Source organism: Nocardia carnea (assembly GCF_029868855.1).
In the GTDB taxonomy this organism is placed as follows: Bacteria; Actinomycetota; Actinomycetes; order Mycobacteriales; family Mycobacteriaceae; genus Nocardia; species Nocardia carnea_A.
This window is the reverse complement of the sequence record NZ_JARWOV010000260.1, coordinates 1-12,309: the sequence shown is the minus strand read 5'-3', so window position 1 is coordinate 12,309 and position 12,309 is coordinate 1. Positions and strand designations below refer to the sequence as shown.

11 protein-coding genes are annotated in these 12,309 nt (G+C 66.4%); 7 read left to right on the top strand and 4 right to left on the bottom strand.

Annotation, left to right across the window (positions count from 1 at the left end):
- Positions 1-24: 24 nt before the first annotated feature.
- Positions 25-2,349, bottom strand: a complete 2,325-nt coding sequence (locus QH195_RS27000; RefSeq protein WP_280437475.1) for a hypothetical protein — start codon at positions 2,347-2,349, stop codon at positions 25-27.
- Positions 2,350-2,614: 265 nt separating this feature from the next.
- Between QH195_RS27000 and QH195_RS26995 the strand changes: the two genes are divergently transcribed.
- A complete protein-coding gene (locus tag QH195_RS26995; RefSeq protein WP_280437474.1) occupies positions 2,615-4,870 on the top strand; it encodes a hypothetical protein in 2,256 nt (751 codons plus the stop codon).
- Here the strand turns inward: QH195_RS26995 and QH195_RS26990 are convergent.
- On the bottom strand, positions 4,867-5,793 hold the full coding sequence (locus QH195_RS26990) for a hypothetical protein (RefSeq protein WP_280437473.1): 927 nt from the start codon (positions 5,791-5,793) through the stop codon (positions 4,867-4,869). The two genes, QH195_RS26995 and QH195_RS26990, sit on opposite strands and share 4 nt — an antisense overlap.
- Positions 5,794-6,071: 278 nt before the next feature.
- Complete coding sequence (locus QH195_RS26985) at positions 6,072-6,221, bottom strand: hypothetical protein (RefSeq protein WP_280437472.1); 150 nt, start codon at positions 6,219-6,221, stop codon at positions 6,072-6,074.
- Positions 6,222-6,799: 578 nt separating this feature from the next.
- Here QH195_RS26985 and QH195_RS26980 point away from each other — a divergent pair.
- The 3 genes from QH195_RS26980 to QH195_RS26970 all read left to right on the top strand — a co-directional run bounded on the left by QH195_RS26980 (position 6,800) and on the right by QH195_RS26970 (position 8,705).
- Positions 6,800-7,633: an alpha/beta fold hydrolase gene (locus QH195_RS26980; protein WP_280437471.1), complete on the top strand. Its 834-nt coding sequence runs from the start codon at positions 6,800-6,802 to the stop codon at positions 7,631-7,633.
- A gap of 41 nt (positions 7,634-7,674) precedes the next feature.
- Positions 7,675-8,376 carry a ferritin-like fold-containing protein gene (locus QH195_RS26975; protein WP_280423167.1) on the top strand — a complete coding sequence of 234 codons (702 nt, stop codon included), beginning with the start codon at positions 7,675-7,677 and terminating at the stop codon, positions 8,374-8,376.
- Between the two features lie 101 nt (positions 8,377-8,477).
- Entirely contained in the window at positions 8,478-8,705 is a 228-nt protein-coding gene (locus tag QH195_RS26970; RefSeq protein ID WP_280437470.1) for a DUF3107 domain-containing protein, read from the top strand.
- Positions 8,706-8,761: 56 nt separating this feature from the next.
- Here QH195_RS26970 and QH195_RS26965 read toward each other — a convergent pair whose 3' ends face one another.
- Positions 8,762-9,418, bottom strand: a complete 657-nt coding sequence (locus tag QH195_RS26965) for a TetR/AcrR family transcriptional regulator (RefSeq protein ID WP_062972929.1) — start codon at positions 9,416-9,418, stop codon at positions 8,762-8,764.
- Between the two features lie 228 nt (positions 9,419-9,646).
- On the opposite strand from QH195_RS26965, the gene QH195_RS26960 reads away from it, so the two are divergent.
- The 3 genes from QH195_RS26960 to QH195_RS26950 all read left to right on the top strand — a co-directional run.
- A complete protein-coding gene (locus QH195_RS26960; RefSeq protein ID WP_280437469.1) occupies positions 9,647-10,714 on the top strand; it encodes a DUF3152 domain-containing protein in 1,068 nt (355 codons plus the stop codon).
- Between the two features lie 313 nt (positions 10,715-11,027).
- Entirely contained in the window at positions 11,028-12,188 is a 1,161-nt protein-coding gene (moeZ, locus tag QH195_RS26955; RefSeq protein ID WP_280437468.1) for an adenylyltransferase/sulfurtransferase MoeZ, read from the top strand.
- A partial coding sequence (locus tag QH195_RS26950; RefSeq protein ID WP_432278858.1) for a hypothetical protein occupies positions 12,185-12,309 on the top strand: 125 nt, incomplete at its 3' end. The genes moeZ and QH195_RS26950, both read left to right, overlap by 4 nt.

Genomic DNA, 12,309 nt, shown 5'->3' with positions numbered 1-12,309 from the left:
CCTGTAGGGGCCGATCCGCCGCGCTCAGGGGTCGAAGGGGTCCAGGCCTTGGCTCGGATCGAGATGGTCCAGGTTGGCCACCCGCAGATGCCACCGGTGAAGCTCGTGCTGGGCGGCGAGATTGTTCGGATTCGCCGCGAAAGCGTTTGCTGCTGCCTCGAATCCTCGCGCCGCCTGATTGCCGAGCTCCCAGCGAGTATCACGGCCGACCATATTCCATTCGGCGGGAGTGATGGCCTGGGCCAGCGCGACATCGGAGTCCCAATGTCGCTTGACCCGGTTGATGAATCCCTGATCGATCACAGCTCCGGGGCGCGGCCGAATGGTGTGGCGCCGGAAGTTGGCTGCCGCCATCGCCGCCTGGGCCGCGAAGGCCTGGCGGGCCTCCAATGGATCGGTCGGGCGCATATGGTTTTCGACGGCGCGGGCTGCGGCGATCGCTTTCTGCAGTGGTTTCCAGCCATAAGGATTGCTGGACATACTCGAGTTCATGGCGGCAAGTGCACGTAAACTCTGGTTCGCCATGGCATCAGGGGCATCACCGGCGAGCAGTACGGCATTCAACCAGTTGCCCGGCACTTTCATATCGCCCAACCCGTCGAGAGCGTGCGCGAGGCCTAGTGCGGTGTTCATGCCACCGAACGGGGCGGCTCTCTGCTGTGCTCGCATCAGCCAGTTGGTGCGGCCCTGTTGCGACCAGTCGTACATCTGCTGGCGTGACGCCGCGGTGCGGATATTCGTCATTTCCGAACGTCGCTTGCCACGCGCCAAGGGACTCAACGGGTTGGGCGTGGCCATCATGAGCCAGCCGGTCACCGGCGAGTTGTTGATCGTACTCAGGGCGGCGAGCATGCCGAGCCCGCTCAGCGAACCGCCCCCACCGGATCCGCCGGCGCCGACACCCATGCCCAGGGCCGTGCCGCCGCCCCCGCCGCCTCCACCGCCACCCTGGTTGCCCTGGATGGCCAGCGCGAAGCGATTCGCCACCCAGTTGTTTCCACGGTCCAGGCTTTTATTGAGACGCCGGATCTGGGCAATGGCCACGATTTCCACCACGCACGCGATGACGATCACCGAGATGACCTGGCCGGGTGCCTGGTCGAACAGATTGCTCATGAAGAGTATGTAGATGCCCAGAAAACACGTAAAGGCTGTCATTCGTGCCGCAGAGACGAATCCGTCGACGACGTTGCGGACCAGGTAGGTCTGTGTCGGGCCGTAGACGAACCCGCCCGCCGCGAAACCGAGTATCGCCATGAAGCCGTGATAAATGGTGTCCAATGCCGCTTTCGTGACCTTCAACGCCAGATAGATCGCGAACAAGAGCAGCAGGGTTGCGCAGACCAGCAGGATCAAGCCGGTACCGACCTGTCCCATGGTCGGGTTGTCGGCCTTGGTGGACGCGGCCTTGTTGTTGCAGTCCTCCATTGCCTGCCGGACATTGGCGTCATCTCCGGAAAGCGCGCCGGAAGTCCAGGCAGACCGGCAGGAATAGTAGTTGTCGACCACGTGCCCGAAATTCCACACTTGCACCGGTTTCCGGGCGAAATTATCGGCCAGGTCGTTCTGCATCCCGGTGACCAGCGTTGTCGGATTCGGGTTACCGTCGCCGGTGAGGCCCGCGGCCACAGAGATTCCGACATCGCGCCCCAGGGTGAGCAAGCCATCCGACGAAAGCACATCGTGCAATGGCTCGGCGAGGAAGATCGGACCGAGGACCGCCACACCGAACATCGTGATCACCTGCATGGTGGCTTTGCCCGGGAAGCCGCGGACGATGAACCAAGCCACGAAGAACGCGCCGATGGTGACCGCGGTGATCAGCACCATGGGTGTCGCGACCTGGGCGACAAAAGCGTCGGCCACTCCGATGAGGGCGTCGGCGAACATGTCGAGCCAAGCGAAACTCAGGGTGAACCCGATAATCCAGATCGCCGTGGTGACGATGGACATGTAGCCGACGAATTCCACACCGAGGAGGGTCCACAGAATCGTGTTCCCGGGGTTGAACAGATCGCCTCTGTCGGTGGCGAATGTGTAGTTCGCGAGTGGAACACCCTCGGAATCCCTGACATTCATCCAGCTGAGACCGTCGACCTGGGATACACCGCTGCTCACCTGGGCAGTGGCCACGGCGCCGACAACGCCCGGAAAAACGACCAGAACGAAGAAGATCAACAGCGTCCACAGCATGCGTCGCCGCCAAGGTCGTGCCCGTGCCCAGTCCTTGGCCCGGAGAACGAGAGTGTCGGGATACCAGCGCAGCGGGTTCCAGGTCCGGTGCTCCGCAGCGGAGCGGGCGGTGGTGCCGGTGTGCGGCGCGATTGCCTGTCGGGTCGGCGTGGTCATCGAGCGTTCACCGCCAGATTTCGGAATCCGGGACCATCGGCGTATCCGACCGACAGTCGGGGTTTGCGGGTGCTGGGGATCGGAGTGGGAAGCTGTTCACGTCGGCTCCGCAGCCCGAAGTGCGCAGGTTCATCAGATGTTTCCTCCTGCGTCATCATTCAGCCCTTGCCTGGGGAAGGGTGCTCGTGCGCGAGCCCGCGGCTGCACGCTCGATAATGCCCTGTTCCAGCAGGTCAGGGCTTCCCTGTGCTGGGAATCCGGGACAATGAGGGCATCACGAAGGGAGGCGCGCGCATGGTCGGTTGCCGGTGCCGAGAACTCTCTCTCGGCCGGTTCGGAACAGGCAACCGTGGACGGGACCTCGTGGCCGTGCGCCGTACTCATCGGGGCCGGTGAGTACGTGGGACTCGGCGACTTCTTCGAAAACAACTGGGACGAACTCGTAGTCGGCACGGTGAGCGTGGTGGGATTCACGCTCGGGGGTCCGCCATTGGCTATCGTTCTCGGCTCTGTGGCGGGTGGAATCACCTCCGCGGCGCAGAACGAAGACCCGCTGCGTGGTGCCGCGTTCGGAGCGGTGGGCGGATTGTTCGGTGGGGCCGCGAGTTTCGGTGTGAAGGGTATTCTGGGGACAGGTGGCAGTGTTCTGGCGCGGAACCTCGGGTGGCGGGGAGTGCTACCGAGGGCGCTGAACGGTGGGCACGTCTCGGCGTGGAAGACATATGCAGGCCTGCTGGGTGCCGCGACCACAGGATGGACAGCGGACTCCGGCGTGCGGGATACGGTCTACGAGCATCTCGGATACCCTGCCATACCCCTGATCGATATCAGTGCGGACGAGCTCTCCGACATTCCCGAGGACATGCCCCATATCTACATGCCCGATCCGCACAAACTGCCCGAGGGACTCGAATTCACCGGGCCTATGCAACGGAATTTCCGGACGCTTCCCAGCCTCGCTTTCGAGAGCTGGACCACTTTCGGTGAGAAGCCTACAAAGGCGCAGGAACTACCGGAGGAAATGGACGTCTCCGAAATTTTCGGAGAAGAGCGCGCCGGGATACCGGACTACGCGAACCGGGTCGAACTGTTGCGGGACCGATACGCCACGATAAGAGCGCGATCCGCAATCGTGGCGGAGGCTGTGAAGCGATCTTCGTCGCTCTGCCGAGGTGGTCGATACGATCTGGCGGCATCGATCACTGTCCAGAACAAGTACGCCGGCACCGACCCGCGCGACGGGAAGAATCTCACCGCGTTGCTTGCCGAGCACAATGAGAAGCTCAGCGATGCCAGCGGCCTGCCTGTCTACTTCGTCGACCCACAACGGCTGGGCGAGGGAATGCAGAGCGAGGACGCGTACACATTCGTCCTGCTCGAGTCCGGTTATGCGAACGTCGAGACACTCATGTCGTATTACGCCGGCCAGTTCGAGGACCTGGCGGCGGAAGTGCGGCCGGAGGGGTCCGACGACGAGGATTCCGCCTCGGAGAAAGGGAATCGCTCTGCTGACTCCGGGCGCGACCTCGGGTTCGATCGGGCTACTGGGGCCGGGACGGAGGCCGAACAGCCGGCAGTCACCGATCCCGGTCGGGTGCCGGCGCCTGAGCCGTTGGATCTGAGCGCCGGTGCCGGTTCGGGCAGTGGCGGCGATTCCGGCGCGGGGACAGGGACCGATTCCGGCCCGGCGTCCAGGGCACCTGGCGCGAGTGGGAACGAACCTGCGGGCCCTGCCATCGGCGCACCGCCGGGCGGAATGCCGGTGACGGCGAGCCCAGGTGGCATGGGGCCGGCACTTCAGGCAATGATGTTGCCGCAGTTGATGCGAGGTGCGCTGGGCAACCGCCGGAATGATTCGGAAGACGGGCTGCGCGCCGAGGGCCGGGAATCGGAGGACGGCACCTCTGTTGCCCCACTCCGGCCCGGGGTCGTTGCGGCGCCGAGTCCGGGACAACCGGCCACCGGGCAGAACGCTGGAGCACCAGCGGCACCCGCCGGTCCGGCCAGGGCGGTCTCGCCGCCCTCCGATAACTCCCCACCACCGGGAAGGGCGACCGTGGAAGCCGAGTCCGGTCGGGTGGTGTACACATTCCCCGATGGACGTACCCAGGAGGTATCCGTTGTGGTGGCTCGTGGACTGGACCGGGCATTCGGCAATGCGGCAGGTACCGATGCCCAGGCCGCCTATGCCGGTACCGCGGCCGAGTGGTCGGATCCCAAGCGAATCGGTGCGCGTGTCGATCCCGCCCAGCTGACAACCGGCGATGTCGGGCTCTGGGAGAACCGGAACGCGCTGCTCGTGGTCTTCCCGGCCGAATCCTCAGCCGAGGCAACGGTGGAAGCGGTGGTCGACGGGGCGCTGCAACCGGTGACCTCACTCGCGGAAATGCGTGACGCGGAAGGCGCGTTCGGCGCGTTCGGCGGATTCTTCCACCCACCGAGTATCGGGCCGACCGCGCGGGGCACCGCCGCCGGTCCCCCTGCCGCGGAGCAGGGCACCGATGTCGCGGTACCCGCTTAGGAGGCATTGTGGTCGAGTTTCGGGATGTTGCCGGGATGGTGGTGGATCTCGGTGTCTCCTACGGGATAAGCAGGTTGGGCGTTGGTAAGGGTCTGGGTAAAGAGTTCACGGCGGATATCGTAGGTAGTGGTATCGGGGGCGCCGCGGGCGCCGCAATTTCCAGCGGCGCCAGCATCGACTCGACAACTGAAGGTTTTATCGCGGGTGCTGGATTCGGTGCCTTGGGCTCCGTGGCCGGTTTGGGGTTGAGTAAAGGTCTCGGTAAGTTCGGAAAGGCCGATGAGGCATACTCCGAGGCCCAGAATGTGCACAGCAGAGCGGTCAACGATGCCGACGCCCTGGACAGGGCCGATGATGCGGTGAAAGCCGCCGGTGACAAGCTGGACGAAGCGCAGGATGCGTTGACGCGTGCCGAGGGGAAGCAGACGGCCGCGCACCAGCAACTGCAGCGTGCGGAGGCCGACCTGGCCCGGATCGATCCGGCAGCCAACCCGGACGCGTATGCGCGGATGAGCGACCGTGTGGACGCCGCACGACGTGAGGCCACCGCCGCCGACGACGCCGTCACCGATGCTAAGAAAGCCCGGGATGACGCCGCCAAAGAGACCGACGAAGCATTGGAGGAGTATCGGAAGGCCGATGCTGCCTCCCCTGGGCTGGAAGATGCGGCCGACGCGGCAATGGCCGCCGAGCTCGCCGCGAAACGCAAGGCCGAGTGGTGGGGCGAAAAGGGCTATGCGGCAAGCTACGGTCGCTCCTCTCTGGTCGCACTGGGCTCGGGTATCGGGACAGCCATTGCGATCGATTGGACCGATGGGGGAGGCGGGCCAGGAGGAGGTGGATCCGTTCCCCTCGTATGGGACGGGCGCTCCGCGGCGGCAGCGGCCGGTCTCGCCGGAAAGCCGCCGTTTACGGAGTCCCAAACCAATCCTGGTGTTGTGGTGACCACAGGCCCGGGTGGTTTTCTGCTGCGGCCCAAGGAGCTCAGCCCCGAACTGATCACCGCCTTCGGCGGGGCGCGGGGGTCTTTCGCCGCCACCGTGGTCGACGTCTACCAGATGAGTGGCGACCTCGAGAAGAAGATCGAACTGCGGCTCGATCCTGCCCCGCGGATGCCGCAGGGCATCACTGTCGGTAGTGGTAGCGGTGGTGACAGCTACGCACAGGCGACCGCGAAAGTGGATTCTGCGCTGGACGAGCTCTACGAGTCGGAGGTGAGCAACAAGGACCGAGCGGCGAAGATCGAAGAGATATCGGCAACGGTCAAGGAGGAGGTGGGATATCTGATCGCCGGTGCGAATACACAGGTGCAGCAGCTCACCGCTTCGGCCGAACTCGAAATCAATTTCATGAGCGTAGTTTCCCAGGGGTTCGACGAGCTGATCGGCATCCTGGAGAACGCCGCGAACGCGATGGAGCGGGTGGCGTCGGGAATCGAGGATCCGGGCGCCGGAGACGAGGATGCGTCCCGGGCGCTGGACGACCGGGTCGGTGCTCTCGAGAGAAGTCTGAACGACCCCGGGCTGACGCCGGACGGTAAGGATATCGGCCTCACCGATCCCGCCGGGCTCGACAGGCTGGGCGTAGGGACTCCGGAAGTTCCCGGCACAGCCAGTGCCGACCTGGCCGACGCGGCGAAGCAGATGCAGGACCGCGCAAACGACGCACTGCAGGCAAGCAGTCCCCCCGGAATGAACAATCCGTCCGGATCGCTCGGTGGTATCACCGATCCGATGGCGGCAGCCGGCGGTATGGGGAGCTCACTGATGAGTTCCCTGCTTCCGATGCTGATGTCGCAGGCCGCCATGCGAAACGGAGCCGACAGCGATCTGGCGGGGGGGGGGGGGGGGCCGGGCGCGGCGGGGGGTTGGGCGGGGGCCGCGGGGGGCCGCGCCGGCCAGTTGTTTCGATCTGCGGCCGGGGCAGAGTGTGGCCGAATTCCTGCTCGCGACCGGGCGGGCGCCCTATGTGATCGACTACGGCGAGATCACCTACGCCGATCGCCGGATGGGGTTCGAGGACTGGGTGCACGACATCCTTCCGGAAGCGATCCGGCGTACGGTCGCCGACCGGGACGGTTCCGGCGGGGATCCGCGGGTGGATCTCGTCGGCTGGTCACTCGGCGGCACGATGGCTCTGCTGGCGGCCGCCGCCGACACCGGGTTACCGATCCGGTCCATCACCACGATCGGGTCGCCGCTGGACTACAACGCGATGCCCGGCACCCCGCAGCTGGCCGCGCTGGCCCGGCGTACCGGCACCGGTGCCGCGGTGGGCGCGGTGCTGGGTGCGATGGGCGGCGTTCCGGCGCCGCTGACCCGGCTCGCGTACCGCATCACCGCGTGGGATCGGGAGGTGAAGCGGCCCTGGTTCGTGGCCGGGAATCTCACGCGCACAGAATCGCTGGCCCGGATGGAGGCGGTCGACCGGTTCATGGCCGATATGCCGGGCTATCCGGGCCGGATGTACCAGCAGTTGTGGAACCGGCTCGTGCTGCGTAACGAAATCGGCCGCGGGGTCGTGGATTTCGGTACCGGGCCGATCCGGCTGGCCGATGTCACCGCGCCGGTGCTACTGGTGGGCGGACCATCGGATGTGATCACCCCGGCGCGCGCGGTGGAACGCGGGTTGCGCACCCTCACCGGCGCCGAATCCGTGCGTTACGAGACGGCACCCGGCGGGCATCTGGGGATCCTGGCCGGCGCCACCGCCCGTGATACCACGTGGACCTACCTCGACAAGTTCCTCACAACACCGGCGTGAGCGCGATCGCCCGGCGCCGGCAGGTACTACGCTGGAGTTCCATGGGAGCACAGTCACCCGCCGCGCTGGGTGTTACGCCGAGCGAGCCGGTCGCGTCGCCTATTCCCGCCGAACATCCCGGTGTCACCGATTTGTTCGCGGTGCTGGCCTACGGTGAGATATCCGCCTTCTACCGGCTCAGCGAGGAAGCCGCGCTGTCGCCGAGTCTGCCGGGCAAGGTCGCGGTCGCCCGGATGGCGGCGGCCGAACTCGCGCATTTCGAACGCCTCGAGGCCGCGCTCACCGAACGCGGTGCCGAGGTGTACACCGCCATGGCGCCGTTCACCCGGGCGCTGGACGACTACCACCGCTCCACCGACCCGTCCACCTGGCTGGAATCGATGGTGAAGTTCCATGTCGGCGACGGTATCGCCGCGGACTTCTACCGGGAAATCGCCGGTGTGCTGAGCCCCGACGTGGCGGCCGTGGTGCGCGATGTGCTGGCCGAGACCGGGCATTCGGAATTCGTGATCGACGAGGTCCGCCGGGCGGTGGCGGCCAGCCGTTCGGAACGCGACCGGCTCACCCTGTGGGGTCGTCGCCTGCTCGGTGAGGCGATCACGCAGGCCCAGTACGTGATGGCCCAGCGCGACGAGTTGACCGAACTGGTTCTCGCGGCCACCGGCGATCTCAACGGCATCGCCACTCTCTTCGACCGCATGCAGACGGCTCATTCGGAACGTATGGCGGTTCTGGGCCTGTAGGTCATTGTTCGCTGAGGGCGCAGCCGGGCGTCTACCACCCTGCCGAGACGCTCAACTAACCTTGCCGGGACAGCACAGGACTACAGGTTCGGAGGTTGGCCGTGGAGGTCAAGATCGGTATTTCGGATAGCCCGCGCGAACTCGTCATCTCCAGCGCCCAGACCCCGGACGAGGTCGAGGCACTGGTATCCGAAGCGCTGGGCGCCTCGGGCGGGGTCCTCACGCTGGCCGACGAGAAGGGCCGGAAGTACCTGATCCAGGCCGGCAAGGTCGCCTACGTGGAGATCGGCGCCGCCACCGGTGGCCGGGTGGGTTTCGCCGCGGTCTGAGGTTTCGGCCGTATAACGTCGAACCCCCCGCCCGGATCGGGCGGGGGCTTCGAACGTCAGACGAGCGGATGCAGCGGAACGTGCTTGAGACCGCCCCACGCCAGCGCGACCGTGGTGTCGACGGCCTCGTCCTTGGGGATCGGCCGATCGGCTTCGAGCCAGTACCGGGCGGTGAACTGGCTGGCGCCGACCAGGCCCACGGCGAGGATCCGCGCCCGGTAGGGGTCCAGGCCCGAATCGTGGGCCACCAGGTCGTAGACCGCGTCGACGCAGGCTTCGGTGGCCTGCTCCACGCGCCGCTGTACCTGCGGTTCGTTGGTGAGGTCGGATTCGAAGACGAGGCGGAAACCCTGCATCTCGTTGTCGACGAAATCGAAATAGGCGGCGACGGCCGCCCGGACCCGCTGCTTGTTGTCGGTGGTCGAGCGCAGCGCCTGGCGCACACTCGATACCAGCATGTCGACGTAGTTCTGCAGGACCGCCAGATACAGCTCCAGTTTGCTGGTGAAGTGCTGGTAGAGCACCGGTTTGCTGACTCCCGCGCACTGGGAGATCTCGTCCATTCCGGCGGCGTGGTAGCCGCGAAGTACGAAGACCTCGCTGGCTGCGGCCAGGAGCTGCTGGCGTCGTTCGTCACGTGGAAGCCGGGTGCCACGTTTCGGTGCGGTGCCGGACGAGGAGCGCGACGTCATCCGGTCCACGAGGTCGGTCATATTCGGATCTCCCAGTCGATTCCCCGGCAAAGGGGTGTGTACCGGGTCTTTCGAGCACCATACTCGCTTATAGTGCTGTTGCCGACCCGGGTGGGTGAACCGGTACCGGCGGCGATATATCTCCCTGTACTGGGAACACTCGACAAACGGTCCGGACCGGACGGTGGGTGGGCGCCTCGGCCACCGCCGTTGCCACCGGTCCGGGCCCCCTGTGAGAGTGTGGACGCTGTGACCGACCGACCGGGCAGCTCTTCCGGCGGCGGGCGCAGCGCGCACCGCCCCCACGATCCAGACCTCGCTGCCGCCGACGACGCGACGACGACCGGGGCCGGGACCGCGGTCGAGCGGGTGGACGAATCCCGGCAGCCGCTGGTCGCGCGCTGGGATCCCACCGCGACCCCGCCGCCTGCCGATTCCGGGCAGGCCGGCGGGAAACGGGCGTGGTTGCGCCGTTTCGCCGCACGCTACGGCTGGCGTGCCTACGCGCTCCCTGCGCTGCTCGCCCTCACTGCTTTCGTGGCGGTCGATGCTGTCCGGTCCGGGCCGGGGACGCCGGCGGACTCGGCCGACCCGGCACCGGGGGTGCTCGGCACACCACCGGCGAGTGCGGGAATCATCGGGGCGCCGCCGGGCGACGGGCGCTTCCCGGAGGACCTGCCCGTCGGTGCGCTACCGGCCGGCGGACGGTTCACCGAGAACGGTAAGGGCACCTGGCGAGTCCTCCCGGGCACATCGGAACGGGTCGGGGTGGGGGAGCAGTACACCTTCCGCTACACGGTCGAAATCGAGAACGGGATCGATACGCGGGCCTTCGGTGGCGACGATTCGGTGGCCCAGCTGGTCGAATCCACCCTCGGCAACCCGAAGAGCTGGGTGCACGACCGGAAATTCGCCTTCCAGCGCATCGATCGCGGTGACCCGGATTTCCGTATTTCGCTCACCGCCCGCAACACCACCCGGGAGACGTGCGGGTTCGAGATCCCGATCGACTCCTCCTGCTACAACTCGGACCAGGGGCGAGTGGTGCTCTCGGAGGCGCGCTGGGTCCGCGGGGCACCGGCGTTCGACGGGGATATCGGTTCCTACCGGCAGTACCTGGTCAACCATGAGGTGGGTCATGCCATCGGCTACCACGCGCATCAACCGTGTGAGCGCGAAGGCGCGCTGGCGCCGGTGATGATGCAGCAGACCTTCGGTACGGCGAACAACGAGATCGCCGCGCTCGACCCGTCCGGGGTGGTACCGATGGACGGCAAGACCTGCCGTTTCAACCCGTGGCCTTATCCACGCGGCTGATCCGGGGCAGGCCGGCAGAATTTGCGGCGAGTGCGGCCCCGCCCCCGGTACCCGTGGCGGCGCGGCCGCGGTTGCGGGCGGTATTCGATTCCGCGGCGGCCGTGGCAGCGCGGCCCGGTTCGAAGCCTGTCGCGTTCGCCGAGCCCTGGGCGCGGGGCTCCGACGGGACGCGGGAAGAATGCTCGGCGCGCCCGCGTTGTATCCGGAACCGGCGCCGGTGCGACCGGTCGCCGCGCCGGCCACGGGTCACCGTCCGTACAGCCGCGCCCGCGCACACCGCAACCCGGCTATTCGATACGAGGAGTTCGAAGACGTGTCATCACCGAAGTCCCTGCCCCCACTTGTGGAGCCTGCCGCGGAGCTGACCAGGGACGAGGTCGCCCGGTACAGCCGCCACCTGATCATTCCCGATCTCGGGATGGACGGGCAGAAACGGCTGAAGAACGCGAAGGTGCTCGTGATCGGTGCGGGCGGCCTGGGCTCGCCGGCCCTGTTGTATCTGGCCGCCGCCGGGGTGGGGACGATGGGCATCGTCGAGTTCGACGAGGTGGATGCCTCGAACCTGCAGCGGCAGGTCATCCACGGGGAATCCGATATCGGCCGGCCCAAGGCCGACAGTGCCCGGGATTCGATCCTGGAGATCAACTCCAACATCGATGTGCGGCTGCACAAGATCCGGCTGGAACCGGAGAACGCGGTGGAACTGTTCTCCGAGTACGACCTGATCCTCGACGGCACCGACAACTTCGCCACCCGCTACCTCGTCAACGACGCCGCCGTCCTGGCCGGTAAGCCCTATGTCTGGGGCTCGATCTACCGGTTCGAGGGCCAGGTATCGGTGTTCTGGGAGGACGCCCCCGACGGCCGCGGCATCAACTACCGCGACCTCTACCCGGAGGCGCCGCCGCCCGGGATGGTGCCGTCCTGCGCCGAAGGTGGTGTGCTCGGGGTGCTGTGCGCATCCATCGGTTCGATCATGGTGACCGAGGCGATCAAACTCATCACCGGTATCGGTGACCCGCTGCTGGGCCGGCTCATGGTGTACGACGCCCTCGATATGAGCTACCGGACGATCAAACTGCGCCGCGATCCCGCACGTCAGCCGATCACCGAACTGATCGACTACGAGGCGTTCTGCGGTGTGGTGTCGGAGGAAGGGCAGGCCGCGGCGGCCGGGTCCACCGTGACCGCGCGCGAGCTCAAGGACATGCTCGACGCCGGTGATGTGGAACTGATCGATGTCCGCGAACCCGTGGAATGGGACATCGTGCATATCGAGGGCGCGACGCTGATCCCGAAGGATCGCATCCTTTCCGGTGAGGCGCTGTCGGAACTGCCGCAAAACCGGAAGATCGTGCTGCACTGCAAGACCGGTGTGCGTTCGGCCGAAGCGCTGGCTGCACTCAAACGCGCCGGCTTCGCCGACGCGACCCATCTCCAGGGCGGCGTGATCGCCTGGGCGCCACCGTCGTGATAACGGAACGCTTCGACCCCCGGCAATGTCTGGAGCTCATCGAGCGACATCGCATCACCCATACCCAGATGGTGCCGACCATGTTCGTGCGCATGCTGCGGTTGCCGCCCGCGGAACGGGA

What these genes read in the sequence shown, in the direction of transcription:
- QH195_RS27000 (WP_280437475.1), bottom strand. Translation starts at nt 2,349, where the DNA reads ATGACCACGCCGACCCGACAGGCAATCGCGCCGCACACCGGCACCACC.
- QH195_RS26995 (WP_280437474.1), top strand. Translation starts at nt 2,615, where the DNA reads ATGAGGGCATCACGAAGGGAGGCGCGCGCATGGTCGGTTGCCGGTGCC.
- QH195_RS26985 (WP_280437472.1), bottom strand. Translation starts at nt 6,221, where the DNA reads ATGAAATTGATTTCGAGTTCGGCCGAAGCGGTGAGCTGCTGCACCTGT.
- QH195_RS26975 (WP_280423167.1), top strand. Translation starts at nt 7,675, where the DNA reads ATGGGAGCACAGTCACCCGCCGCGCTGGGTGTTACGCCGAGCGAGCCG.
- QH195_RS26965 (WP_062972929.1), bottom strand. Translation starts at nt 9,418, where the DNA reads ATGACCGACCTCGTGGACCGGATGACGTCGCGCTCCTCGTCCGGCACC.